Source organism: Winslowiella toletana (assembly GCF_032164335.1).
GTDB classification, from domain to species: domain Bacteria; phylum Pseudomonadota; class Gammaproteobacteria; order Enterobacterales; family Enterobacteriaceae; genus Erwinia; species Erwinia toletana_A.
This window is the reverse complement of sequence record NZ_CP134152.1, coordinates 338458-363900: the sequence shown is the minus strand read 5'-3', so window position 1 is coordinate 363900 and position 25443 is coordinate 338458. Positions and strand designations below refer to the sequence as shown.

21 protein-coding genes and 1 pseudogene are annotated in these 25443 nt (G+C 53.1%); 13 read left to right on the top strand and 9 right to left on the bottom strand.

The genetic code is table 11. The features are described 5' to 3' along the window. Positions 1 to 23 precede the first annotated feature (23 nt). The 4 genes from yrfG to pckA all read left to right on the top strand — a co-directional run bounded on the left by yrfG (position 24) and on the right by pckA (position 3985). Complete coding sequence (yrfG, locus tag RIN69_RS01600) at positions 24 to 695, top strand: GMP/IMP nucleotidase (RefSeq protein ID WP_313855148.1); 672 nt, start codon at positions 24 to 26, stop codon at positions 693 to 695. Positions 696 to 724: 29 nt separating this feature from the next. After that, on the top strand, positions 725 to 1126 hold the full coding sequence (gene hslR / locus RIN69_RS01595) for a ribosome-associated heat shock protein Hsp15 (RefSeq protein ID WP_313855146.1): 402 nt from the start codon (positions 725 to 727) through the stop codon (positions 1124 to 1126). A gap of 22 nt (positions 1127 to 1148) precedes the next feature. Beyond that, the gene (gene hslO, locus RIN69_RS01590; protein ID WP_313855145.1) at positions 1149 to 2027 is read left to right on the top strand and encodes an Hsp33 family molecular chaperone HslO; all 879 of its coding nucleotides are present in this window, start codon (positions 1149 to 1151) and stop codon (positions 2025 to 2027) included. Positions 2028 to 2365: 338 nt separating this feature from the next. Next, positions 2366 to 3985, top strand: coding sequence for a phosphoenolpyruvate carboxykinase (ATP) (gene pckA, locus RIN69_RS01585; RefSeq protein ID WP_313855142.1), 1620 nt, complete (start codon positions 2366 to 2368; stop codon positions 3983 to 3985). A 98-nt stretch (positions 3986 to 4083) separates the two neighbouring features. Here pckA and envZ read toward each other — a convergent pair whose 3' ends face one another. After that, complete coding sequence (gene envZ, locus RIN69_RS01580; RefSeq protein ID WP_313855139.1) at positions 4084 to 5445, bottom strand: two-component system sensor histidine kinase EnvZ; 1362 nt, start codon at positions 5443 to 5445, stop codon at positions 4084 to 4086. Then, positions 5442 to 6161, bottom strand: coding sequence for an osmolarity response regulator transcription factor OmpR (ompR, locus tag RIN69_RS01575; RefSeq protein WP_001157751.1), 720 nt, complete (start codon positions 6159 to 6161; stop codon positions 5442 to 5444). The genes envZ and ompR overlap by 4 nt, the downstream gene beginning before the upstream one ends. A gap of 279 nt (positions 6162 to 6440) precedes the next feature. On the opposite strand from ompR, the gene greB reads away from it, so the two are divergent. The 5 genes from greB to RIN69_RS01550 all read left to right on the top strand — a co-directional run bounded on the left by greB (position 6441) and on the right by RIN69_RS01550 (position 13839). Beyond that, positions 6441 to 6914, top strand: coding sequence for a transcription elongation factor GreB (gene greB / locus RIN69_RS01570; protein ID WP_313855137.1), 474 nt, complete (start codon positions 6441 to 6443; stop codon positions 6912 to 6914). A gap of 109 nt (positions 6915 to 7023) precedes the next feature. Beyond that, the gene (locus tag RIN69_RS01565) at positions 7024 to 9354 is read left to right on the top strand and encodes a Tex family protein (RefSeq protein WP_313855135.1); all 2331 of its coding nucleotides are present in this window, start codon (positions 7024 to 7026) and stop codon (positions 9352 to 9354) included. A gap of 148 nt (positions 9355 to 9502) precedes the next feature. Next, positions 9503 to 9727 (top strand): ferrous iron transporter A, encoded by a 225-nt coding sequence (gene feoA, locus RIN69_RS01560; protein ID WP_313855133.1) that lies wholly within the window; start codon positions 9503 to 9505, stop codon positions 9725 to 9727. Positions 9728 to 9739: 12 nt separating this feature from the next. Continuing rightward, positions 9740 to 12040 carry a Fe(2+) transporter permease subunit FeoB gene (feoB, locus tag RIN69_RS01555; RefSeq protein ID WP_313857854.1) on the top strand — a complete coding sequence of 767 codons (2301 nt, stop codon included), beginning with the start codon at positions 9740 to 9742 and terminating at the stop codon, positions 12038 to 12040. Between the two features lie 101 nt (positions 12041 to 12141). Further along, complete coding sequence (locus RIN69_RS01550) at positions 12142 to 13839, top strand: alpha-amylase family glycosyl hydrolase (protein WP_313855131.1); 1698 nt, start codon at positions 12142 to 12144, stop codon at positions 13837 to 13839. A 22-nt stretch (positions 13840 to 13861) separates the two neighbouring features. On the opposite strand, the gene RIN69_RS01545 is transcribed toward RIN69_RS01550, so the two are convergent. Beyond that, a complete protein-coding gene (locus tag RIN69_RS01545; protein WP_313855129.1) occupies positions 13862 to 14131 on the bottom strand; it encodes a YdgH/BhsA/McbA-like domain containing protein in 270 nt (89 codons plus the stop codon). A 180-nt stretch (positions 14132 to 14311) separates the two neighbouring features. Then, a complete protein-coding gene (bioH, locus tag RIN69_RS01540) occupies positions 14312 to 15088 on the bottom strand; it encodes a pimeloyl-ACP methyl ester esterase BioH (RefSeq protein ID WP_313855127.1) in 777 nt (258 codons plus the stop codon). Between the two features lie 45 nt (positions 15089 to 15133). Here bioH and gntX point away from each other — a divergent pair, with 45 nt between their 5' ends. Continuing rightward, complete coding sequence (gntX, locus tag RIN69_RS01535; protein ID WP_313855126.1) at positions 15134 to 15817, top strand: DNA utilization protein GntX; 684 nt, start codon at positions 15134 to 15136, stop codon at positions 15815 to 15817. A gap of 368 nt (positions 15818 to 16185) precedes the next feature. Here gntX and RIN69_RS01530 read toward each other — a convergent pair whose 3' ends face one another. Continuing rightward, complete coding sequence (locus RIN69_RS01530) at positions 16186 to 16632, bottom strand: hypothetical protein (RefSeq protein WP_313855125.1); 447 nt, start codon at positions 16630 to 16632, stop codon at positions 16186 to 16188. 399 nt (positions 16633 to 17031) lie between these two features. Beyond that, on the bottom strand, positions 17032 to 17523 hold the full coding sequence (locus tag RIN69_RS01525) for a DUF2938 domain-containing protein (protein WP_313855124.1): 492 nt from the start codon (positions 17521 to 17523) through the stop codon (positions 17032 to 17034). Positions 17524 to 17589: 66 nt separating this feature from the next. Here RIN69_RS01525 and RIN69_RS01520 point away from each other — a divergent pair, with 66 nt between their 5' ends. Then, entirely contained in the window at positions 17590 to 17988 is a 399-nt protein-coding gene (locus RIN69_RS01520) for a helix-turn-helix domain-containing protein (RefSeq protein ID WP_171149929.1), read from the top strand. A gap of 81 nt (positions 17989 to 18069) precedes the next feature. Here the strand turns inward: RIN69_RS01520 and RIN69_RS01515 are convergent. Next, positions 18070 to 18257, bottom strand: a pseudogene (locus RIN69_RS01515) (hypothetical protein); the annotation flags it as partial. Between the two features lie 257 nt (positions 18258 to 18514). On the opposite strand from RIN69_RS01515, the gene RIN69_RS01510 reads away from it, so the two are divergent. After that, positions 18515 to 19168, top strand: a complete 654-nt coding sequence (locus tag RIN69_RS01510) for a hypothetical protein (protein WP_313855119.1) — start codon at positions 18515 to 18517, stop codon at positions 19166 to 19168. Between the two features lie 327 nt (positions 19169 to 19495). After that, a complete protein-coding gene (gene nfuA, locus RIN69_RS01505) occupies positions 19496 to 20071 on the top strand; it encodes a Fe-S biogenesis protein NfuA (RefSeq protein WP_313855117.1) in 576 nt (191 codons plus the stop codon). Between the two features lie 516 nt (positions 20072 to 20587). Here the strand turns inward: nfuA and malQ are convergent. Then, complete coding sequence (malQ, locus tag RIN69_RS01500) at positions 20588 to 22654, bottom strand: 4-alpha-glucanotransferase (RefSeq protein WP_313855115.1); 2067 nt, start codon at positions 22652 to 22654, stop codon at positions 20588 to 20590. 87 nt (positions 22655 to 22741) lie between these two features. After that, entirely contained in the window at positions 22742 to 25150 is a 2409-nt protein-coding gene (gene malP, locus RIN69_RS01495; RefSeq protein ID WP_313855113.1) for a maltodextrin phosphorylase, read from the bottom strand. Positions 25151 to 25443: the final 293 nt, after the last annotated feature.

Here is a 25443-nt window from a genome sequence, read left to right as displayed (position 1 = left end):
TTTCATCCTCGCGCGGAGCCCGCATGCCTGATTCACTGAACTGGTCTGAAATTGATACCGTCCTGCTTGATATGGACGGCACCCTGCTCGATCTCGCTTTTGACAGCCATTTCTGGCTACAGCACGTGCCGCTAACGCTCAGCAACCAGCGTGGTATTAGCATTGATGCCGCCAGCCAGCTGATCGACGATAAATATCAGGCGGTGCAGCATACGCTGGACTGGTACTGCCTGGATTACTGGAGCCGGGAACTGGATCTTGATATCCGTGCGATGACCTGGGAGATGCGCGAGCGAGCGAAGATGCGTGACGACACGCTGCCATTTCTTGCGGCGTTGCGCGCCAGCGGCAAGCGCACCATCCTGCTGACCAATGCGCACCCGTGGAATCTGCAGGTGAAGCTGGAACAAACCCGCCTTGACCAGCACCTTGATTTATTACTTTCTACCCACACATTTGGATATCCGAAAGAAGATCAGCGTTTGTGGCAGGCGGTTCAGCAGCAGACAGGCTTTGACAATGCGCGCACGCTATTTATCGACGATAACGAAAAGATTCTCGATGCGGCAAAATGCTGGGGAATTGGCTACTGTTTAGGCATCAGCAATCCTGACTCAGGGCGACCCGATATCACCTTCGCCCGCCATCCTGCGATAAATGACTATCGCACCCTGCTAGCCGCGTTAGCGCGATAGTGACGGAAGATCGTTAATCAGGAGCAGCAATGAAAGAGAAAAGCACTGAGGGCGTCCGGCTCGATAAATGGCTTTGGGCTGCACGCTTTTATAAAACCCGCGCGGCGGCTCGCGAAATGATCGAAGGTGGCAAGGTTCACTATAACGGTCAGCGCAGCAAACCGAGCAAGCTAATGGAAGTGGATGCCGAACTGACACTGCGCCAGGGCAACGATGAAAAAACCGTGGTGGTACTGGCAATTACCGACCAACGACGTCCCGCAACGGAAGCCCAGCAGCTGTACGCCGAAACGGCACAAAGTATTGAGAAACGCGAAAAAGTGGCGCTGGCGCGCAAAATGAATGCGCTGACGATGCCCCATCCCGACCGCCGCCCCGACAAGAAAGAGCGCCGCGATCTGATGAAATTTAAACATTCTGGCGATGAATAGATCGCAACTATGAGAGAAAATTATGTCCCATCAAGACCAAATGCATCGTTACCTGTTCGAAAACTATGCCGTACGCGGTGAACTGGTAAACGTCTCTGACACCTGGCGCGAAATTATTGAAGGCCATGACTATCCACAGCCGGTTCAGCAACTGCTGGGCGAACTGCTGATTGCCACCAGCTTGCTAACCGCGACGCTGAAGTTTGACGGTGATATCACCGTGCAGTTGCAGGGTGATGGCGCACTGAATCTGGCGGTAATCAATGGCAACAATCGTCAGGAGATGCGCGGCGTGGCGCGTACTCAGGGTGAAATTGCTGAAGGCAGCACGCTGAAAGAAATGGTGGGTAATGGCTACCTGGTGATCACTATCTCCCCGGAGCAGGGTGAGCGCTATCAGGGCGTGGTCGGGCTGGAAGGCGATACGCTGGCTGCCTGTCTCGAAGATTACTTTATGCGCTCCGAGCAGCTGCCAACGCGCCTGTTCCTGCGCACCGGTGAAGTGGAAGGCCAGAAAGGTGCCGGCGGCATTCTGCTACAGGTCTTACCGGCGCAGGATGCCAGCACTGATGACTTTACTCATCTGGCGACCTTAACCGAAACCATTAAAACCGAAGAGCTGATTACTCTGCCTGCCAACGAAGTGTTATGGCGTTTGTATCATCAGGAAGAAGTGACGGTTTATGAGCCGCAGAACGTGCAGTTTAAATGCACCTGCTCGCGTGAGCGCTGTGGCGAAGTGCTGACTACGCTACCGCAATCCGAAGTGGATGAAATTCTCGCGGAAGACGGTGAAATTGATATGAACTGTGACTACTGTGGTAGCCACTATGTCTATGATGCCATCGATATTGCCGCCATTCGTAACGACTCAGCGACCGGCAACCAGCAAGTACATTAATCAGTCATGGGCGGCGGCCGCGCCGCCCGCACTAAAATTCTTAAGCCATCTCCTTATCTATTCCCCACTGTTATTATCACTAATATCGACAATTAAAGCTGGCTTCTCTGATGCTTACGACATATTCCCGCCTCAGATTGCACTGAATTACATCATTAAATCGTTTCGTGTCTCATTTCTGCCGTTCCGCTCTTTCGCTAATGAGTCACAGGTGTACACTGCGCGCGATCGTGATTATCCCTGCCCTGTTTCACCCTTGATATCGATGATCACGGTCGGTGAAAACGAAATACCCCCTACATTTTATGCAGTAAAAAAACCGATAAAGGAGCAGTAATATGCGCGCTAACGGCCTGACCGCCCAGGACCTCGTCGCTTATGGCATCACTGATACGGTTGAGATTGTTCATAACCCCGATTATGACACTCTCTTTCAGGAAGAAACCCAACCCGGTTTAACAGGTTACGAGCGCGGCATTCAGACTCAATCCGGTGCTATTGCGGTGGATACCGGCATCTTTACCGGACGTTCACCCAAAGATAAATATATTGTGCGTGATGACACCACGCGCGACACCCTGTGGTGGTGCGATCAGGGTAAAGGCAAGAATGATAATCAGCCGCTGTCACAGGACACCTGGGATTCACTGAAAGCGCTGGTGACCAGGCAACTGTCCGGCAAACGCTTATTTATTGTCGATGCGTGGTGCGGTGCTAACCCTGACAGCCGCCTCAGCGTGCGTTTTATCACTGAAGTTGCCTGGCAGGCGCACTTCGTGAAAAACATGTTTATCCAGCCAGATGAAGCCGGGTTGGCCAGCTTTAAACCCGACTTTGTCGTGATGAACGGTGCGAAATGCAGCAACCCGGACTGGCAAGCGCAGGGGTTAAACTCGGAGAACTTTGTCGCGTTTAACCTGACGGAAAACGTTCAGCTGATCGGCGGCACCTGGTACGGTGGCGAAATGAAAAAAGGTCTGTTCGCTATCATGAACTACCTGTTGCCATTAAAAGGTATTGCTTCGATGCATTGTTCGGCGAACGTCGGCGAAAAAGGCGATGTGGCAGTATTCTTTGGCCTGTCCGGTACTGGAAAAACCACCCTGTCTACCGACCCGCTGCGTCAGTTGATCGGTGATGATGAACACGGCTGGGATGATGACGGCGTGTTTAACTTCGAAGGTGGCTGCTACGCCAAGACCATCAAACTTTCCGAGCAAGCGGAGCCGGAAATCTATCACGCCATCCGTCGCGACGCGCTGCTGGAAAACGTGGTGGTATTAAGCGATGGTTCGATTGATTTTGATGACGGCAGCAAAACCGAAAACACCCGCGTTTCCTATCCGATCAATCATATCGATAATATCGTTAAGCCGGTTTCAAAAGCGGGCCACGCGAAAAAAGTGATCTTCCTGACCGCCGATGCGTTTGGCGTACTGCCGCCGGTCTCGCGTCTTACCGCCGATCAAACGCAGTATCACTTCCTGTCCGGTTTTACCGCCAAGCTGGCGGGCACCGAGCGCGGCGTAACTGAGCCAACGCCAACCTTTTCCGCCTGTTTTGGTGCGGCATTCCTCACTCTGCATCCGACACAGTATGCCGAAGTGCTGGTGAAGCGCATGCAGGATGCTGACGCTGAAGCCTACCTCGTCAACACTGGCTGGAACGGCAGCGGCAAGCGTATTTCACTCAAAGACACGCGTGCGATTATTAATGCCATTTTGCAGGGTGAACTGAGTGAAGTGGAGACCCGGACACTGCCGATTTTTGATCTGCAAATGCCGGTAGCACTGAAGGGAGTGGACAGTCAGATTCTCGATCCGCGCAATACCTACCGGACCGCAGAAGAGTGGCACGACAAAGCACGCGATCTGGCACAGCGCTTTATTAATAACTTTGATAAATACACTGATACACCTGCTGGTGCCGCGCTGGTTAAAGCAGGCCCACAGCTCTGAGATTGACAGGAATAACGCAGGGAGCCGTTCCCGGCTCCCGTTCTGATGCAAACCTTCGATACGGGTAACGACGCGCCGCGTTTTCGCCCAGCTCTCCGTCAGGACGGCGTTGTTATTGCCGGTAACGCTACTGACGCTTGTTGTGGCAACGGTAAGTAAGCGCGAATGCGTAAACCTCCACGCTCACTGACACCAATATCCAGTGCCCCCTGATGCGCATCGATAATGCGTTGCACAATCGCCAGCCCCAGCCCGGTGCCGCTGGTACTGCGGGCGCTGTCACCACGTACAAACGGCTGGAACAGATGTTTTAGCTGGTCAGGTGCGATTCCCGGCCCGTCATCTTCCACCTGGAACCACGCGCGCTGCAGCTCACTGCCGCTGCTGACTTTAATCCAGCCGTTGCCATAACGCGCGGCGTTAACCACCATATTTGCCACCGCACGTTTGATCGACAGCGGATTGATTTCCACCAGCAACTCGGCAGGCATTACCTCATTTTCAATTTCACGTTCATAACCACTTTCAGCGGCCACCACTTCACCTAACACGCTGTTCAAATCAGCCAGTTCGGTCTGCATTTCCTGGCCGGTGCGCAGGTAGTCAATAAACTGTTCGATAATCGCATTACACTCTTCGATATCTTTGTTAATCGACTCGGCCAGATAACCGTCTTCTTGCGACATCATCTCAGTCGCCAGGCGAATACGCGTCAGCGGCGTACGCAAATCGTGGCTGACGCCTGCCATCAGCAGGGTACGATCATCCGCAAGTTGCTTAACGCCAGCCGCCATCTGGTTAAAAGCACGCGTAACCGAACGCACTTCCGATGCGCCATATTCACGCAGCGGCGGCGGGATCACACCTTTACCCACCTGTACCGCAGCATGCTCCAGTTCCACCAGGGGTCGGTTTTGAATTCGGATAAACAGCCAGGCCCCGCCGATAGCCAGCAGCATAATCGCCAGCGTATAGCGGAACAGCGGCGAGAAATCACCCTGATGAATTTCGGTCAGCGGCACACGCACCCAGATATCCGGCGACAGCCAGGTTTTCAGCCACACCACCGGCGAGTTTTTATTCACCTCGACCCGAACATCGGTTGGCCCACCCAGCTGCTGCGCCATCTGATCGCTGAGGAACTTATAGTGTTGCGCCCAGCGTAATCCGCTCTCTTCCGCCGCTGCATTGGTATACAGCGAAATACCCAGTTCGCGATAGATCTCGCGCCGGAACGCTGGCGGCACTTCAAGCTGCGTACCATCTTCCAGCTGCAACCGGTCAGTCATCAGCATACGCACTTCGTATGCCAGCACCTTATTAAACTGCTGCAGGCTGGGAAGAATGGCGAAGTTAAGCACCACCAGATAGGTTGTGACCAGGCTGACAAACAGCAGGGTCACAATCAGTAACAGCGTTCGGGCAAACGAACTGCGCGGAGAGAAGCGGAATCGCCTCATGCTTTGCTGCCGTCCGGCACAAAGACATAGCCGAGGCCCCAGACGGTCTGGATATAACGCGGATGCGCCGGATCTTCCTCAACCATACGACGCAGACGAGAGATCTGCACGTCGATGGAGCGTTCCATGGCGCTGTATTCGCGGCCACGCGCCAGGTTCATCAGTTTGTCACGGGAAAGTGGCTCACGCGGATGGCTGACCAGTGCTTTCAGTACCGCAAATTCACCGCTGGTCAGCGGCATCGGTTCATCTTCACGGAACATTTCACGGGTGCCGAGATTCAGTTTGAATTTACCAAAAGCAATCACCGCCTCTTCCTGTGAAGGCGCACCCGGCAGTTCATTGGCCTGACGACGCAGCACCGCGCGAATACGCGCCAGCAGTTCACGTGGGTTAAACGGTTTAGGAATATAGTCATCCGCACCAATTTCCAGCCCGACGATACGGTCGACTTCTTCACCTTTGGCGGTGACCATAATGATCGGCATCGGGTTGCTCTGGCTGCGCAGACGACGACAAATAGACAGGCCATCTTCACCTGGCAGCATCAGGTCCAGCACCATCAGGTGGAAAGATTCACGGGTCAGCAGACGGTCCATCTGCTCAGCGTTAGCCACGCTGCGCACCTGAAAGCCCTGCTCGGTCAGGTAACGCTCCAGCAGCGCACGTAAACGCATATCATCATCAACGACGAGGATTTTGTAGTTTTCTTGCATTTCGATACTCCCAAAGGCGCGATTGCCTGAGTCACTATTCTTAAAAAAGTTGCCGTACAGTGACAGTTATTAATGGTTTATATTGTAGCCGAAATTGTTACAAAGCATATTAAACAGGGGCTTAACATTGATTTTTAACAGGTCTGTGCGCATTTTTGCGCCGTTGCAACCTTATCGCCACTGATTGTCACAGCTTAACCCGAACAAGGTTGAAGCTCTGATAATATTCCCTCTAAAATCGCAGTAACAGCATGTCATAACCAACAGAGCTAAAAGCCGATGAAAACCAAACTCGTTACCCGTGAAGGCTATAACCGGCTAAAAGAGGAACTGGACTTCCTCTGGCGTGAAGAGCGGCCGGAAGTGACCAAAAAAGTGACCTGGGCTGCCAGTCTGGGTGACCGCAGTGAAAATGCCGATTATCAATACAATAAAAAACGGCTGCGTGAAATCGACCGACGAGTGCGCTATATCACCAAAAGCCTCGAAGCGCTGCGCATTGTCGACTACTCACCCCAGCAGGATGGCAAAGTGTTCTTCGGTGCGTGGGTCGAGATTGAAAATGATGATGGCGACATCAAACGCTTTCGCATCGTGGGTTATGACGAAATCTTTGGTCGTAACGACTATATCTCTATTGACTCACCCATGGCGCGCGCATTGCTGAAAAAAGAAGTCGGCGATGCCGTTATCGTTCATACACCGGCAGGCGAAGCGCTGTGGTACGTGAATGAAATCAGCTACGCCGGATAGAAAATTCGGATTATGGCGCAATCACTGCCAGCTGGCTGGCAATTTTGCGCGTCGATCCGTATAACTGTCCCCTGATTCTCAACCCTGTGATAGCAAGATAGTTGAACCGATGATGAATGATTCGCTGAGCCGCATTATTGCAAGTGAACTTCAGGCACGAGCTGAACAAGTTGAAGCCGCTGTTCGCCTGTTGGATGAAGGGAATACCGTGCCGTTTATTGCACGTTATCGTAAGGAAGTGACCGGAGGTTTGGATGACACCCAACTGCGCCAACTGGAGACGCGTCTTGGCTACCTGCGCGAACTGGAAGAGCGCCGTCAGTCCATTCTGAAATCCATTGACGAACAGGGCAAACTCTCCGAACCGCTAGCTGCCGCGATCAACGGCACGATGAGCAAAACCGAACTCGAAGACCTCTATCTGCCTTACAAGCCGAAGCGCCGCACGCGTGGACAGATCGCGATGGAAGCGGGCCTGCAACCGCTGGCAGATACGCTATGGCAGGATCCGTCACATCAGCCTGAGCAGCTGGCCGCAGAATTTGTCGACGCCGATAAAGGCGTGGCCGATGTGAAAGCCGCGCTGGATGGCGCACGCTATATTCTGATGGAGCGCTTTGCTGAAGACGCTGCGCTGCTGGCGAAGGTGCGCGAATACCTGTGGAAAAACGCCCATCTGGTTTCCCGCGTGGTGGAAGGCAAAGAGGAAGCGGGCGCGAAATTCCGCGACTACTTCGATCATCATGAAGCGCTGTCGACGGTGCCTTCACACCGGGCACTGGCGATGTTTCGTGGCCGCAACGAAGGCGTGCTGCAGCTGGCGCTGAATGCCGATCCGCAGTTTGATGAGCCGCCGCGTGAAAGCCACGGTGAGCAGATCATCACTGAACACCTGAATCTGCGCCTGAACAATGCGCCGGCTGACAGCTGGCGTAAAGCGGTCGTCAGCTGGACCTGGCGCATCAAGGTGCTGTTGCATCTGGAAACCGAGCTGATGGGCAGCGTGCGCGAGCGTGCAGAAGATGAAGCCATCAATGTGTTCGCCCGTAACCTGCACGATCTGCTGATGGCGGCCCCGGCCGGCATGCGCGCCACCATGGGCCTCGATCCGGGCCTGCGTACCGGCGTAAAAGTGGCGGTAGTCGATGCCACCGGCAAACTGGTGGCGACCGATACCATCTATCCACACACCGGCCAGGCAGCGAAAGCGGCAGTGGCGGTGGCGAATCTGTGCAGTAAACACCAGGTTGAGCTGGTGGCGATTGGTAATGGTACGGCATCACGCGAAACTGAGCGCTTCTTCCTGGACGTGCAGAAACAGTTCCCGCAGGTACAGGCGCAGAAAGTGATTGTCAGTGAAGCCGGTGCCTCGGTGTACTCGGCTTCCGAACTGGCGGCGCTGGAGTTCCCGGATCTGGACGTGTCGCTGCGCGGCGCGGTATCTATCGCCCGTCGTTTGCAGGATCCGCTGGCCGAGCTGGTGAAAATCGATCCGAAATCCATTGGTGTTGGCCAGTATCAGCATGATGTCAGCCAGAGCCAGTTAGCGAAAAAGCTCGATGCGGTAGTCGAAGACTGCGTAAACGGCGTGGGTGTCGATCTGAATACCGCCTCGGTGGCGCTGCTGATGCGCGTGGCCGGGCTGAGCAAAATGATGGCGCAGAATATCGTCGGCTGGCGTGATGAGAACGGCCGCTTCCGCAACCGCCAGCAGCTGCTGAAAGTCAGCCGCCTCGGGCCGAAAGCCTTTGAACAGTGTGCCGGCTTCCTGCGTATTAACCATGGCGATAACCCGCTGGATGCCTCAACCGTGCACCCGGAAGCTTACCCGGTGGTGGAGCGCATACTGTCTGCTACCCGCCAGGCGCTGAACGAGCTGATGGGTAATCCGTCTGAGCTGCGTAACCTGAAAGCGGTTGATTTTACCGATGAGCGTTTTGGTGTGCCTACCGTCAGCGACATTATCAAAGAGCTGGAAAAACCGGGTCGCGATCCGCGTCCTGAGTTCAAAACCGCGCAGTTTGCCGACGGCATCGACACCATGAACGATCTGCAACCTGGCATGGTGCTGGAAGGGGCGGTGACTAACGTCACTAACTTCGGTGCATTTGTCGACATCGGTGTGCATCAGGATGGCTTAGTGCATATCTCTTCACTTTCCGACAAATTTATCGACGATCCGCATAAAGTGGTGAAAGCCGGTGATATCGTCAAAGTGAAGGTGATGGAAGTCGATCTGCAACGTAAACGTATCGCACTGACCATGCGTCTCGACGAACAGCCTGGCGAAAGTAATGTCCGCGCAGGCGGCAACGGCAAGAGCGCCGCGCGTGATGGCGGACGTCCGGCACAGGGCAAACCGCGTCCAAAAGCCAGTCAGACCCCGGCGGGCAACAGCGCGATGGGCGATGCATTAGCCGCGGCCTTCGGTAAAAAGTAATCACCTCACAGGGCGGAATCTTTTTCGCCCTGATTATTTTTCTCAGTTCACCGCGAAATTGTTTTACGTCAATTCCAACGATAATCGTTCTCATTAAAATTACACCCTGATCTTCTTTGTCGCCCGGCGACAATATCGAGGTGCTTTAATGCAACTTATCGCTCAACAACGCTATAAAATCATCGGTTTCAGCGCCACTATCGGCGCAGCATTTCGCCAGAAACTGCTGTCGATGGGCATGCTGCCCGGCACCAGTTTTGATGTGGTGCGTATTGCACCACTGGGTGACCCGCTGCAGATTGAAACGCGACGCGTTAATCTGATGCTGCGGAAAAAAGATCTCGCCCTGCTCCAGCTCGAATGCGTGAGCTAAACGAGGCTGATGATGAAAACCTGCACCATTGGCCTGATTGGCAACCCAAACGCTGGCAAAACAACGCTGTTTAATCAGTTAACCGGCGCACGCCAGCGTGTTGGCAACTGGGCGGGCGTCACCGTTGAGCGCAAAGAGGGCAGCTTTAACACCGCTCAGCAGCAGGTGCGGCTGATCGATCTGCCGGGAACTTACTCGCTGACCACGCTGGCGCAGCAAAGCTCGCTGGATGAGCAGATCGCCTGCCACTACATTCTCAGCAACGACGCCGACCTGCTGATTAATGTGGTCGATGCCAGCAATCTGGAGCGTAATCTTTATCTCACCGTGCAGTTACTGGAGCTCGGCGTGCCCTGCATTGTGGCGCTTAACATGCTGGATATTGCCGAAAATCAGCGTATCAGCATCGATACTCAGGCACTGGCAAAACGTCTCGGTTGCCCGGTAGTCCCGCTGGTTTCAACCCGGGCGCAGGGTATTGATGCGCTGAAGCAGGCGATAGATCAGCATTCACTTCAGGCCGCCGAACTGACGATTGATTATCCGGTTGAGATTAACCATGCCGCCACGCAGCTGACGCAGACGCTGCCCGCTTCTTTTTCCGCAGCGCAACGTCGCTGGTTAGCGATTCAAATGCTGGAAGGCGATATCTTTAGTATTGCGCAAGCCGGAACCGCAGCCCAGGCATTACTGGCATCGCTATCGCAGGATTACGCACTGGCCATCGTTGAAGCGCGCTACCGCACCATCGAAAAGCTGAGTGCCGCCGTCAGCAATAGTCATCTGGCGCAGCCCCATCGCCTGTCGCAACGGCTGGACAGCCTGATCCTCAACCGCTGGCTCGGCGTGCCGATTTTCCTGCTGATGATGTATCTGATGTTTCTGCTGGCAATAAACATTGGCGGTGCACTACAGCCGCTGTTTGATATCGGCTCGGCAGCGCTGTTTATTCATGGTATGCAATGGCTGGGCTGGATGTTGCAGCTCCCCGACTGGCTGACGCTGTTTCTGGCGCAGGGAGTGGGCGGCGGCATCAATACCGTGCTGCCACTGGTGCCGCAGATTGGCATGATGTATCTGTTTTTGTCGTTTATGGAAGACTCCGGCTATATGGCGCGCGCGGCGTTTGTGATGGATCGCCTGATGCAGGCGCTCGGTTTGCCAGGCAAATCTTTTGTGCCGCTGATCGTCGGCTTTGGCTGCAATGTGCCGTCGGTAATGGGTGCCCGCACCCTTGATGCGCCGCGTGAGCGGCTGATCACCGTAATGATGGCCCCGTTTATGTCCTGCGGGGCGCGGCTGGCGATTTTTGCCGTATTTGCCGCCGCCTTTTTTGGTCAGAACGGTGCGCTGGTGGTATTCAGCCTCTACATTACCGGCATTCTGGCGGCGATTGGCACTGGCCTGCTGCTGAAGCATACCCTGATGCGTGGCGACGCGACGCCATTTGTTATGGAGCTGCCGCTGTACCACGTTCCGCATCTGAAAACCTTACTGCTGCAAACCTGGCAGCGCTTACAGGGATTCGTGCTGCGCGCCGGTAAAGTGATCATTGTCGCCAGTATTATTATCGGCGCACTTAACAGTTTTTCCTTTAGCGGTAAGCCGGTCAGCACCATCAACGACTCAGCGCTGGCTAACGTCAGCCGCAGCATTACGCCGCTGCTGGCGCCGATTGGCGTGCACAATGATAACTGGCAGGCCACCGTCGGCCTGGTAACCGGAGCAATGGCAAAAGAGGTGGTGGTCGGTACGCTTAACACCTTGTATACCGCTGAAGCGATCAGCCAGACGCCATTTGATCCCAGCCAGTTCAGCCTGCGTGAGGAACTCACCGAAGCGTTGAATGAAACCTGGCAGGGCCTGAAAGCCACCTTTTCACTCAGCGTGCTGGCTAATCCGATTGAAGCCAGCAAAGGCGATGGCGAAATGGCCAGCGGCGCGATGGGTATGATGAGCAGTAAATTCGCAAACAATGCTGCCGCTTATAGCTATCTGTTATTCGTGCTGTTGTATGTTCCCTGCGTCTCGGTAATGGGGGCGATCGCCCGCGAAAGCAGCCGCCGCTGGATGGCGTTCTCCATATTTTGGGGATTAAATCTGGCCTTTTCACTGGCTACGCTGTTTTATCAGTTCGCCACCTTTGCCGTTCATCCGCGTTACAGCAGTATCGCCATCGCCTTAGTCGTGGTGTTTAACCTGCTGGTGATCGCCATACTCCGTCACTTGCGCCTGCCGTCAGAAAGGATTGCCATCACGACGCTTTCATCATCCGGCTGCCGGGGATGTAAACAGAGCAAAAACTGCCATTAGTCTGCAGCTTCACTCTGCCAGGTGGTTGCGAATTTAGTCCAACGGTCTACAGTGAAAAAGAGTGCTTTTTCATTCTCCACGCGGTGGCCCGTTGGATTAAAATGCATAATATCAATAATTTAATAGACGAAATCTATTCATCGACCTTCCCGCAGGCCAGCCGCGAGCGGCTGCTTTCTGATATACGTGCGGCGCGCGAGTCAATAAAAAATGCCCGTAAGCCACACTGGGATGAGAAAGATGTGGTGCTGATTACCTATGCCGATCAGTTCCGCGAAAGCGAAGCGCCAACGCTGGCCACCTTTGCCCGCTTTTACCAACAGCATCTGCACAACACTTTTAATATTGTCCATCTGCTGCCGTTCTTTCCATGGTCTTCCGACGATGGCTTTTCCGTGATTGACTACCATCGGATCGACAGTATCTGTGGCGACTGGTCAGATATTGCCGAATTACATCGCCATACGCGGCTGATGTTCGATTTTGTCTGCAACCATATGTCAGCGCACAGCGCCTGGTTTAAACATTTTCTGGCGCTGGACCCCGGCTGGGACGACTTTTTTATCAGTATGCCGCCCGCCACCGACCTTAGTGCGGTCACGCGCCCGCGCACTTCGCCGCTGCTGACGCCGTTTGATTTTGCCAATGGTGAAAAGCGCTTTATCTGGACCACCTTCAGTGCCGACCAGATAGACCTCAACTTCGGCAATCCGGAAGTGCTGATTCGCATGGCCGGCGTACTGCTGGATTACCTGAAAAAAGGGGCCGATTATGTCCGCCTTGATGCAGTTGGCTACATGTGGAAAACCCCCGGCACCCGCTGCATTCATCTGCCGAAAACCCATCAGCTGGTGAAACTGTTTCGCGCCATCGTCGATGAGGTGGCGCCCGGCACGGTGATCATTACCGAAACCAATGTGCCGCATCAGGACAACATCAGCTATTTTGGTAACGGCGAGGATGAAGCACAGATGGTGTATCAGTTTTCGCTGCCGCCACTGGTGCTGCATGCAATACATAATGGCTCTTCACGCGCGCTGCGCCAGTGGGCCGCCTCGCTGGACTCCGGCGGTGGCACCACCACTTTCTTTAACTTCCTCGCTTCACATGACGGTATTGGTCTTAATCCGGCGCGCGGTATTTTGCCGGAATCAGAGATCGTCGCACTGGTGCGCGATCTGGCAATGGAAGGCGCGTTGATCTCGTATAAAAACAATCCGGATGGCAGCACCAGCCCCTATGAAATTAACGTCACCTATATGGACGCGCTTAACCAGCAGGACGACGACGACGAGACGCGTCTGCGCCGATTTATGCTGGCACATGCCCTGCTGCTGGCCTTTCCCGGCGTACCGGCGATTTATGTACAGAGTATTTTGGGTTCGCGCAATGACAACGAAGGGGTAAAAGCGGCCGGCCACAACCGCGCGATTAATCGCGAGAAATATGCCATTGCCGATATTGAGCAGCAGCTGACGGCAGAAAACGGGCTGCGCCATCAGGTGTTTACGCAGCTCAGCGCATTAATCCAGCTGCGAACCCGCCAGCCGGCTTTTCATCCTGATAATCCAATGGAAATTCTCGACAGCGACAATACGCTGTTGATACTGCGCCGCTACTCGCATGACGGACAAGCCAGCCTGTTATGCGTGTATAACCTGAGCAGTAAAAGCGTGGAAACCCGGCTGCCCGAGCAAAGAAAGTATCGTGATATTGTGCGCGAAGAGGTGATCGACGGGAATGAAACGCTGGTGTTAGCGCCGTGGCATTATCTGTGGCTGAAAACGGGCGTGCCTTAATCAGGCATGCCCGGCGAACGGATTACTTGTAAACTTCAGCAGTCGCGCTGATTTTACCGTGCTCACGTCCGGCGATAACCAGGAAGTATTTACCGCCCTTTTTATCAGCCTCTTTTGACAGCACTGCTTTAGCATCCATTGGTGAAGTGGTTTCAGCGGTAGTGGTTACCGTACCGATTTTTTCCAGCTTCATCTGTTCAACCTGCTCTTTGGTCACTTCTTCCGCCGCCAGCGCGCCAAAAGAAACTGAACCCAGTACTAATGTTGCAGCAATAGTTTTTAATACATTCATATAAAGCCTCTCCTTAGATCGATATTGATATGTGCAATTACCACTTCAGAACACGTAAACAGCCAAAAAATTATTGCCCGGTTCCGTGGACAACTCAGACTGATGAGATAATTAGCAGCCTTGCTTACCTGAGCAATTATTACTGCTAACTTACAAATTTGCCAGTTATATGACCAAATGTTACTGCGCCAGCGACTGCGTAAAATCAATAACATGCTGGCTGAACGCCTCGGGATGCGAGATAAATGGCGCGTGTGCCGCTTTCTCAATAATGCGTGATTCGCTATCTGGCCATTGCTCATCCAGCAAACTGGCAACCTTGCGCGGCACCAGCCCGTCGAGATAGCCATACAGCCGTAACATTGGCACTTTTAATCCGGCCATCTCAGCACGCAGATCGACCTGCCTGAGAATCTCCAGCCCACCTTCCAGTACCTCGACCGACGGCATCGGCTGCGACAACACCACACTCTTCAGCAACCGCGCATCCTGCCGCGCAGATTCAGTACCCAGCGTTTGCAGCGCCAGAAAACGCTCAACCGTGCGCTGGAAATCTTCACTCAGCTGATGCTGAAAACCTTGCAGGGTGTGCGGTTTAATCCCGGGCCAGTCTTCGCGGGCAGTAAAACAAGGTGACGATGCCACACTGATTAGCGCCCGCACTCTGTCGGGATAACGCAGCGCCAGGCGGCTGGCGACCAGGCCGCCCAGCGACCAGCCAACTAACACCGCTTGTTCCGGCATCTGCGGCAGCAGGCTGTCCACCATCTGGTCCAGCGTCATTGCGCCATAACCGCTGCTGCGGCCAAAGCCTGGCAGGTCTACCAGATGCAGACGAAAATGCGGGCTGAGCCGGTCGATTATGCAATGCCACACTTCGGCATTCAGTCCCCATCCGTGCAACAGCACAAGATCAACTTTTCCTGTGCCGGCGGTCTGCCAGTAGAGCTGCGCCATCGGTTATTGTCCTTTATTCGTTACAGAATTACTTTAGAGGCCACTATGCTACCAATGCCGGGATGTTGTTGGCTATGCCTGATGCCGCTGGCGCTGCATCAGCAGGGAGTTTGTAGTTACTGTTATCGCCAGTTGCCGCTTCATCCGGCGGCCTGCCCGCGCTGTGGCTTGCCAGCAGCCGGTATCACCGGGCAGTGCGGCCGCTGCCTGCGACGTCCGCCGCCGTGGCAGGCGCTGTGCTTTGTCAGCAACTACCAGCCTCCTCTCAGCGTATTGCTGACTCAGTTCAAATTCCATCGCACAACGGCACTCTCTGCGGTGCTGGCGCGGCTGATTTTGCTGAGCTGGTGGCAGCAACGACGAATTCGCCCGTTAGCCAGGCCAGCGATCATTGTTGCCGTGCCACTGCATCAGCGACGCGCATGGCAGCGGGGATTTAATCAGGCCGACCTGCTGGCGCGTTTACTGGCGCACTGGTGCGGTAGTGATTATCAGCCACAAGGATTGCGCCGGGTGCGCGCCGGAAAGGTGCAGCATCAGTTAAGCGCCAGCGCACGGCGTAAAAATCTGCGTGGGGCTTTCAGGCTGGAAATTGACGTTCGCGGGCGTCACATCGCCATCGTTGATGATGTGGTCACTACCGGCAGTACCGTTGGCGAAATCAGCCGTCTGTTAATGGCTGCTGGCGCCGCCAGCGTGCAGGTCTGGTGCCTGTGCCGAACCCTGTAGCGCTGTTTGAACCATGCTGAACGGTTCCCGAATGATTTTCGTGGGGTATGATTAAAGAGGCCGTTACGCTATGCCAACAGGGAGATTCTGTTGATATGGTATCCAACAGATGCGGTAAGCGTGCAAATAATGCCGCTCGACTTTTTTGTGTTTACTTCTTATTTTAATTGTCGTCGATGTCAGCTATGAGCGAGAAGCGGACGTTTTACTTTTTACAGCTTCGTAATGACATCGAGTTAAACTTATAATCCCGGCCACCTACTCACCGCACAGCCTCTGCCAGGACCGCTTCTACTGCCAGCGGCTAATTAGCCTGTTAAATACATTATTAATCGGAACGTTACTGCCGCTGGATGATGAATAAAGAGTCAGTCAGTACAACTAAAATGCACGAGGAATCTGCCATATTGTGACTCAATGACGAACTCATCATGTAGGGAGCCATACCAAACTGGTGGGCTGGTGATGAGGGTAAAGTACAACGCATTACCGGTCATGTAAGTGAGTCCATCGTGAAAATGGGCGAGCAGGTTCTGCTTGAGTGAAGTAGGCAGCCGCTGAGTGTCCCGATGCTCAAAAAACCATAACGCCACCTTTTCCATAAACATTTTTTCATCGCAAGCTTCAAGTTGCGGGTGCCAGTATGCGGCAGGAAACTTATCTGTAATGGTCGAGTGATATATCGCCACAGAAGTCTGCATGCTATCGCTTTCTTCAAGTTTCATCACGAAATAGTCAGACGTGCGGTTTGCCGCATCATTCATACAGCCTACGGCCCGCATAAATCCTGTAAGTTGCTCCGCATATTTATCCATTTTTGCTCTCCAGGTGCGTTGCGGTATCCAAGTTGTTCACTTTTATATTATGAATGGCTTTGAGGACATCACAACATGTCAGAAGCGATTCTCGTAAACCTTTGAAGAGCGATTAAAACCTGAATAATAATTCCATATTCAAGAGGATGTATTTCTGGCCGCGAGGCAAAGGGCAAGCTCGCTTACTCTCCATTTATCCGGATAAGCCGCTGTCACAACTTCCGTTTCTGGCAAAGAGCAAACTAACTCTTCTGACGAATTTCCGCTAAGAACGAGAAGCGGACAATGAAATTGTCCGCCAATTAATAACTTTCTGTTCATCCGGCTTATCAAAACAGCGATAGGGTCAGTGCAAGGCAATAAAAGTGGGTGTTCTGACACTTGAACTGCTCAATGTCGCTATGATGATGACGTCATAACAGCGGTAATGCCATATAACCCAATACCATACGCAAGGTGCGTAATCAGGCTTAACAAACGCGCCACCCATGGACGAGGTGTAAGGGAGGCGGCGATACCAAAGCCAAACGCGGGTTGCAAAATTAAGAACGGAGCAATCAAAGTTAACAAACCTGTCAACACACCTGTGGAGATAGAAGGCTCATGGAGCCAACCCCTTCCGTTAAGCAAAAGCGGGATAACAGCAAAAATTATCCCGGTCAGATAATGGAATACCCAGCCAGTAAGATTCTCCCCACGTATCTGTGACGCTGAAAGAATGGTGTGATGCCTGAATTTTCCTTGTGGAAGCCATAAAATCCAGCGGCCTACCAGCGCATAATTCAATGGTGGAATTTTTAAAATGAGCTTTTGACATAACGACCACAAATCCATGACCAGTGTTGCGCCAATGCCCGTGATGACAGTTTTGAAAAAAATAATGATATCCAATGCTTACTCCTTCTTTTAAATGACATAATGATCAGTGTGCAACTTAAAGTGAGGTTTAAGTCAACAATGAAAGAACTGGATATCAGGGAAATCGCTGACCTTACCGGAGTTACCCCGTCAGCGTTGCGATATTACGAAAAGAAAAAACTAATCAAACCTGTTGGCCGTAACGGGCTAAGAAGGCAATACAATGAAAATGTTATCAATAAACTGCAATTAATCGCGCTTGGGCAGGCTGCGGGGTTTTCTCTTGATGAAATAGGCGCAATGTTTAGTGCAGAGAACAAACTCGCATTAGACAGCGTTCAGCTTCTTCAGCGAGCAACGGAGATCGACGGCACTATCCGCAAACTCCAGTTGTTAAGCCGGGGGCTGAAACATGTCGCATGTTGTACAAAGACTGAGCATTCCGAATGTGAAGAATTCAAAAAAATCGTATTCAGAGGGCTGCGACTCATCAGATAGATTATTTTAAAGTTCCAGGACATGCCCTACGTCCGCTTCTGGCACAAAGCGGACCTTACAACTTCGAGATTGGGCCTGCAGCTAGCTGACGAAATCTTCCAGCGCCAGATCCGGCTCCCGCTTAAACACCCTCACATTATTTTTACCAGTACGGCGCCGACGGCAATGGCGTACCCGACAATCGCCGTGCCATTTGGACCGCTCGGCATCTCGGTATAAGTGATAGCCGAAACCGCGATACGCAGATTGCTTAGCATAAGATTGTCCACCAGACAAAATTAGCCAGTGACTGGCGCAGGCTTTAATAAATGAGAATTTAATTTCTGGGGGAACGGGTTATCAGGCCGCTATAAGCGAAAAACAGCAGTCAGAACTCAACGTAAATCCCAGGGTATCAGCGGGTCGAATATTTCAGATCCGTTGTGGAAACTGATCAATCCAGAAAGGTTGAAATTTTTACTGGAGTGAGGAGCAATACGGGCAGAGTATGGATGCCAGCTGAAACTATAATAATTAAGGTTTTTTGATGTTCCGCAAATCGACTCTGATAACTTTACCTCTGCTGACAACGTCGGTATTACTGCTGGCAGGATGCCCTCCAGCACCGGATCTGACACAGTGGCAGCGTCCTGATACCGACATCAACGGCGTGCGTATCGCGATGGGTAAATGCGGCGTACAACTGCCTGGGCCCGATATCCCTAAAACGGATAATGAGTCGGTTCTGTATTACCAATGCATGGAAAATATGGGGTTTACCCGAAAAGACGGATTCAAAATTTGCAGCATTCGTATTTACCACGATACGCCAGCCTGCCTTGAACAAGAGCAGGGGCATCCCTTGAGTCAGAGCCAGTTAGAAGCGCTGCCTTTTGTTGCAGACAGAGGGTTTCATCCGATAAAGCCGGATTCCGGCGTGAGCACGTTCTCGCTGATTAGCTGGCGTAAAGCGGGGGCCTCGCTGCATTATTCTCATGAAATTGAAAACGACAAACAAGCACTGGCGGTAATGTATCAATGCGGTTATCCGCAACCTTTGGGCTCGGTGCCCTACGTGCCGACACTACGCAAAGCCGCTATTGTTCAGCAATGCATGTTGGATAAGGGTTTCGAGCCGAAATACAAACTCAATCTGGTCTGTCGCAATTACCCGCAAGTCACGGGCTGCCCAAAAACCTAACTCTTACTTCTGAACTACAGCGAAGAAGCAGTATTGGCATACCAGGAATCTCCGCCAGTGATGAACAGTAGATATCTGCCAGTATTGATGTCACATCCAGCCAAATCCAGCGTAGAGCAAAACGCTATACAAAATCAGGCAAAAATGTCTGGAAATGGAGAAAATTGAATCGCGCTGTTTGAGGCCTGGACCGGACAAGGAGCTATCTTTTTAGCAGTAAGAGCTACCGCTTCTGCTTTGCCGTGACATGCCAGTGTCGAACCTTGTAGCGCGCCAGTGATGGGCGTATTATAACCAGTTAAATGTGTTAACTATTGAGCAATCGCCATGATCCGAATTTCTGATTCTGCGCAAGAACACTTCGCAAAACTGCTGTCAAACCAGGAAGATGGCACCCAGATCCGCGTATTCGTTATTAATCCGGGCACGCCTACCGCCGAGTGCGGCGTCTCCTACTGCCCACCCGATGCAGTAGAAGCCACTGACACCGAATTTAAGTTTGAAAAACTGTCCGCTTTCGTTGATGAACTTAGTGCGCCATATCTGGATGATGCTGAAATTGACTTCGTTACTGACAACCTCGGTTCCCAGCTAACGCTGAAAGCGCCTAACGCGAAAATGCGTAAGGTGTCAGACGATGCGCCACTGATTGAGCGCGTTGAGTATCAGCTGCAATCGCAGATCAACCCGCAGCTGGCAGGCCACGGTGGTAAAGTCTCGCTGATGGAGATCACTGATGAAGGCTACGCCATTCTGCAGTTTGGCGGCGGCTGTAACGGCTGTTCAATGGTCGACGTGACGCTGAAAGAAGGTATCGAGAAAGAGCTGCTGCAAACTTTCCCGGAGCTGAAAGGCGTGCGCGATCTGACAGAACACCAGCGCGGCGAGCACTCTTATTATTAAGTTTGTCGTCACGCCATGAAAACTTGATGGTGCGGAGGGTTCATAACAGTGTTATGAACCCTTTTTTATGCGATTAATTTTAACGTAGTGAAATTGATCGCCGGACAGCCACTTTCCAAATGATCGACTAATCAAAAACGTTGCGATAATGGAGTGAGTGATAAATGGAGTTAAGTAATGAATGACTTTTTTGAAGGTGCATAATGTATCCGGAGAATCAAAAGACGTTAATCATCCCGGCTGAATAAATATTGATTCTTAAAGCTGTCGCGCAACACGTTTAGCTAATGGAACAGGTAAGATTAACTGTAGAAACCTCATCATCCATACCAGGACAGATAAGCCTCCCCCAACTTTGCTGCTATTTTCTTCAAAAGAAACTGAATTTCTGATGGATTAAAGAATTTTATACCGTATCTCTCTTTCCTAAACTTGCCTGTGCTAATTTAACTCAATGATTTTGATGGACAATTACCCGACGGGCGAATCACTCCGCCTGTCGGGTCGTCTTGGTTTCTAACGCCGACGCCGATCCAGATCCTTAATCAGGCGATTAACTTTTTGATCGGTGAACATCGCTTCCAGCGTAGTGCTGAGCTTGCGCCGCCAGTTGGGATACTGATCGGTGGTTCCCGGCACGTTCACCGGCTTTTCCATATCCAGCCAGTCTTCCGGCTGCAAACCCAGTAGCGCACTGTTACTGTCGGCGATAAAACGCTGCATACCGCGATTCAGCTCTGGCGTCATCGGCATGTTCAGCGCCCGCTTACCCAACCGCTTAGGCACACAGCCGTACTGGTGCAATGCATCCAGCAACGCCTGCCGCTGCTGCTGACGATTCTCATACAGCCCGCGCAAAATCACCTTATCAGGATACAGTCCTAACTCTTCACCGAGAGTCAAATCACCGGCACTCCAGAACCCGCGCAGCGTCGGTAAATCGTGGGTGGTGGCGCTGGCCATCGACTGAGCTGGCCAGGCATCCGGCGCACGATAGCGATCGGCCGACTCTTGCTCGAAATAGAGTACTTTCCACGAATAAACCCCGCTGTCGCGCAGCTTACCGATAATCTCCACCGGCACAGTACCGAGGTCTTCACCGATGACCATACACTGATTGCGCTGGCTCTCTAATGCCAGAATCGCCATCAGATCCTCCACCGGATAATACACATAGGCACCGTGGTCGGCGGTTTCACCGTACGGAATCCACCACAGCCGCAGCATCGACATCACATGATCGATGCGCAATGCGCCGCAGCTGGCCATATTGGCACGCAGCAGGTCGATAAACGGCTGATAGCCCCGCGCCGCCATCACATGCGGATCCATCGGCGGCAGGCCCCAGTTTTGTCCCAGCGGCCCTAAGATATCCGGCGGCGCGCCCACCGAGGCTTTCAGGCAATAGAGTTCGCGGTCGCACCAGGTTTCCGCTCCGCCCTCTGCCACGCCGACCGCCAAATCGCGATACAGCCCGATGGACATATCACGCTGCTGGCTCTGCTGCCAGCACTGGTCGAACTGACGATTAGCCAGCCACTGTAACCACAGCCAGAAGCGCACTTCCTGCTGATTTTTCTGGCAAAAAGTCTGTACAGCTGCGTTATCTGCATTTTGATACGCTTCCGGCCATACCGGCCATCCCCAGCGCTGCGCATCCTCTTTCAGCATCGCCGCATGCATTGCATCGTAAGCCGCCTGATAAAACAGGCTGCTGCCGCCATGGGTAATAAAGCGTTCAAAATCGACACAGGTTTCATCCTGCTTATCGCGGGTACAAAACTGCTGCCAGGCGAGACGCAGTGCGGCAATTTTCAGATCGCTGACGGTCTGATAATCCACCCATTCACTGTCGCGCGCACGGCTTAACGCCTGCTGAGTCGCACTCTCCTGCCACCAGCGCTGCGCCGCTTTACTCTGCTGAAAATCGGTTACCTGTGCGACATCGATATAAATCACATTCAGCCAGCGACGCGAAGAGGGGCTGTACGGGCTGGCACTTTCCGGGTTAGCCGGATAGAGCGAATGAATCGGGTTAAGGCCGATAAAATCACCGCCGCGATCGGCAATCTGTTCCAGCATTCTGCGCAGGTCGCCAAAATCGCCGATGCCCCAGTTTTTCTCGGAGCGCACGGTATAAAGCTGGACGCAGGCACCCCACAGCTTTTTACCGTCACGCAGTCTTTGTGGCTCAAAGCAGCGCTTCGGCGCAACAATAATACGGCACGGCCACTGTTGTTTGCCCTGAGTCAGCGTCAGCTGGTGATAGCCGGTTGCCAGCCGGGATGGCAATGTCAGGGTATCGCCTGCGGCAATCTCGCCGTGATACTGCTTGCCGCTTTCTGCCTGTAAGTGCCAGTGGAAATGCCCTTTGCCATCGACCGGTAGCGTTAACTTACCGCTGCCGCTAAATACTTTGGCCGCCGGCAGCGGCGCAGCACTGGCCGGCTTCGGATTGCCCATCGCCGCCAGCAGGCGCTGTTTGGTCTCGTCGGCAATCGCCTCTGGCTGCCCCTTCGCATTGATATAGCTGGATGCAATACCGGCCGCAGTGGCAGCCTTGTTAAGTTGTTTTGAATCCATTATTCACCTTGGCCAATCCTGCCTGTCAGGCGTCATTATTGCAGCGAGCCTGGACAGTGCCAGACTCGCCAGTAAACCAGCCTGAAATCAGCCCTGCCGTTTGGCCTGCCAGATACGCTGCTGATAGTCGCGAATTGAACGATCCGAACTAAACATGCCGGTACGCGCGGTATTAAGAATCGCGGTACGCGTCCAGGCTTCCTGATCGCGCCATAAGGCTTCAACCCGTTGCTGCGCTGCAATGTATTCGGCAAAATCTGCCAGCACCAGCCACGGATCGCCACCTTTGGTCAGGCTGTCGAGCAGCATATCGAAGGCGTGCTTATCGCCATTGCTGAAGAAGCCGTTTTCCAGCTCTTTCAGCAGGCTATCAAGATGTTTATCTTTTTTACGCAGCTTACGCGGGTCATAGCCTTTAGCTTTAAGCGCTTTCACTTCATCCACGGTATTACCGAAGATAAAGATATTTTCTTCACCCACCTGCTCGGCAATTTCGACGTTCGCGCCGTCAAGCGTGCCGATGGTCAGTGCGCCGTTCAGCGCCAGCTTCATATTGCCGGTGCCGGAGGCTTCATAACCTGCGGTAGAGATCTGCTCCGAAAGATCGGCGGCCGGGATCATCAGTTCTGCGGCGGTAATGCGGTAATCCGGAATAAACACCACTTTCAGGCGATCGCCCACCAGCGGATCGTTATTGATCTTCTCGGCGACTTTATTGATCGCGTAGATGATATTTTTTGCCAGGTAGTAGCCCGGCGCTGCTTTGGCACCGAACAGGAATACGCGCGGCACCATCTCGCTTTGCGGATTATCGCGCAGCTGACGGTAGCAGTGCAGAATATGCATCAGCCCAAGGTGCTGGCGCTTATACTCATGCAGGCGCTTGATCTGGATATCAAACATCGCATCCGGATTCACACTGATGCCGGTCAGCTGGTGGATGTAACTTGCCAGCCGGGCCTTATTATCATGCTTGATCTGACGATAACGCTGACGGAACGCAGCATCATCGGCCAGCGGCTCCAGCCCTTTCAGCGCATCCAGATTGTTGGCCCACTCCACTTTAAGGGTGTCATCAATCAGCGCTGCCAGTTCAGGATTGCACTGTTTCAGCCAGCGACGCGGCGTGATGCCGTTGGTGACATTGTGGAATTTATTCGGCCACAGCAGGTGATATTCCGGGAACAGATCCTTAACCACCAGTTCAGAGTGCAGCGCCGCCACGCCGTTAACCGCAAAACCACTGACCACGCACAGGTTCGCCATCCGTACCTGCTTGTCATGCACTACCGCCAGCTTCGCCCATACCGCCTCGTCGCCCGGCCACTGCTTGTCGACCAGTTTCTTAAAGCGTTTGTTAATTTCATGGATAATCATTAAATGACGCGGCAGCAGGCTGCGTACCAGCTTCTCATCCCAGCGCTCCAGCGCTTCCGGCATCAGCGTATGGTTGGTGTAAGCGAACACTTTACTGGTGATGGCCCATGCAGCCTCCCAGCCAAGCTGATGCTCATCCAGCAGCACCCGCAGCATCTCAGGGATGGCGATGGTTGGATGGGTATCATTGAGCTGAATCACTTCGTAATCGGCCAGCTCGGCAATCGCACGCCCGGCCTGGTGATGGCGGCGCAAAATATCGGCAACGGAACAGGCGCACTGGAAATATTGCTGCATCAGGCGCAGACGTTTGCCATCCTGATGATTATCGTTCGGGTACAGCACTTTGGTCAGTTTGGCGGCATCAATCCCCTGCTGTTCTGCCTGCAGGAATTTGCCGTCATTAAACAGCGTAAAGTTAAACGGATGAACATGGGTCGCCTGCCACAGTCGCAGCGGCTGCGCCACGCCATTACGGTAGCCAATCACCGGCAGATCCCAGGCTTCACCGCGCAGTACAAAGCCCGGCTGCCAGCGATACTGACCGTCATCACCCCGCACGACTTTACCGCCGATTGATACATCCACATCCAGCGCGGCGTTATGGCGGAACCACGGGTAAGACTGGCGATGCCAGTCATCCGGCGCTTCCTGCTGGTGACCATCATCAAACGACTGCCGGAACAAACCATACTGATAGTTAAGGCCATAGCCGATCGCCGACTGGCCCACGGTTGCCATTGAATCGAGGAAGCAGGCCGCCAGACGCCCAAGCCCACCGTTGCCCAGAGCCGGATCGACCTCTTCCTCCAGCAGTTCAGTCAGGCTGATCTGCTGGTCGGCCAGAACCGCCTGCACCTCGTTATACCAGCCAAGATTCAGCAGGTTATTACCGGTCAGGCGACCAATCAGAAACTCCATTGAAATGTAGTTAACATGACGCTGCTTTTTATCTGCTTTCGCCACCGGCTGTGCGGCCAGCAGCTCGGCCAGCGCGCCGCTTACCGCCTGCCAGCGCTGATGGCTGTTCAGCTCCTGCAACGAGTTCAATCCCAGGTGTTGCCACTGGCGAGTCAGCGCTGCCTCAAAACGTGCCTTATTAAATTTTTGCTGCGACATAAATCTCTTCCGGTAAGTGAATAGTTTCGCGAAAAATTGATGCGCACATGCTGACGGTTGCGTTATCGCACAGCATCATCCTGTGAGGGGCTTAGACGGGGATGAGTTGCAGGGCGTAGCCATAAATGTGATCGCCAGCACTTAATTTAAGACGGCAATGCGGAAAAAAGCTCATTAATGACGACAATAAAGCCAAAAAATTCTGCTGACGTCACTCTCTGACGCGCCCATTTTTCTGGCCGGGCAGAAGCTCGGCAGCCGCAGCAGTAAAGATAAAACGTTGATAAAAATGA

Bases quoted from the DNA above. Each gene is read 5' to 3' on its own strand.
- nfuA (WP_313855117.1), top strand. From the start codon at position 19,496: ATGATCCGAATTTCTGATTCTGCGCAAGAACACTTCGCAAAACTGCTG.
- RIN69_RS01550 (WP_313855131.1), top strand. From the start codon at position 12,142: ATGCATAATATCAATAATTTAATAGACGAAATCTATTCATCGACCTTC.
- feoA (WP_313855133.1), top strand. From the start codon at position 9,503: ATGCAACTTATCGCTCAACAACGCTATAAAATCATCGGTTTCAGCGCC.
- malP (WP_313855113.1), bottom strand. From the start codon at position 25,150: ATGTCGCAGCAAAAATTTAATAAGGCACGTTTTGAGGCAGCGCTGACT.
- malQ (WP_313855115.1), bottom strand. From the start codon at position 22,654: ATGGATTCAAAACAACTTAACAAGGCTGCCACTGCGGCCGGTATTGCA.
- ompR (WP_001157751.1), bottom strand. From the start codon at position 6,161: ATGCAAGAAAACTACAAAATCCTCGTCGTTGATGATGATATGCGTTTA.
- hslR (WP_313855146.1), top strand. From the start codon at position 725: ATGAAAGAGAAAAGCACTGAGGGCGTCCGGCTCGATAAATGGCTTTGG.
- feoB (WP_313857854.1), top strand. From the start codon at position 9,740: ATGAAAACCTGCACCATTGGCCTGATTGGCAACCCAAACGCTGGCAAA.
- RIN69_RS01565 (WP_313855135.1), top strand. From the start codon at position 7,024: ATGATGAATGATTCGCTGAGCCGCATTATTGCAAGTGAACTTCAGGCA.
- RIN69_RS01530 (WP_313855125.1), bottom strand. From the start codon at position 16,632: ATGGATAAATATGCGGAGCAACTTACAGGATTTATGCGGGCCGTAGGC.
- pckA (WP_313855142.1), top strand. From the start codon at position 2,366: ATGCGCGCTAACGGCCTGACCGCCCAGGACCTCGTCGCTTATGGCATC.
- bioH (WP_313855127.1), bottom strand. From the start codon at position 15,088: ATGGCGCAGCTCTACTGGCAGACCGCCGGCACAGGAAAAGTTGATCTT.
- RIN69_RS01545 (WP_313855129.1), bottom strand. From the start codon at position 14,131: ATGAATGTATTAAAAACTATTGCTGCAACATTAGTACTGGGTTCAGTT.
- envZ (WP_313855139.1), bottom strand. From the start codon at position 5,445: ATGAGGCGATTCCGCTTCTCTCCGCGCAGTTCGTTTGCCCGAACGCTG.
- RIN69_RS01510 (WP_313855119.1), top strand. From the start codon at position 18,515: ATGTTCCGCAAATCGACTCTGATAACTTTACCTCTGCTGACAACGTCG.
- RIN69_RS01520 (WP_171149929.1), top strand. From the start codon at position 17,590: ATGAAAGAACTGGATATCAGGGAAATCGCTGACCTTACCGGAGTTACC.
- hslO (WP_313855145.1), top strand. From the start codon at position 1,149: ATGTCCCATCAAGACCAAATGCATCGTTACCTGTTCGAAAACTATGCC.
- yrfG (WP_313855148.1), top strand. From the start codon at position 24: ATGCCTGATTCACTGAACTGGTCTGAAATTGATACCGTCCTGCTTGAT.
- greB (WP_313855137.1), top strand. From the start codon at position 6,441: ATGAAAACCAAACTCGTTACCCGTGAAGGCTATAACCGGCTAAAAGAG.
- gntX (WP_313855126.1), top strand. From the start codon at position 15,134: ATGCTACCAATGCCGGGATGTTGTTGGCTATGCCTGATGCCGCTGGCG.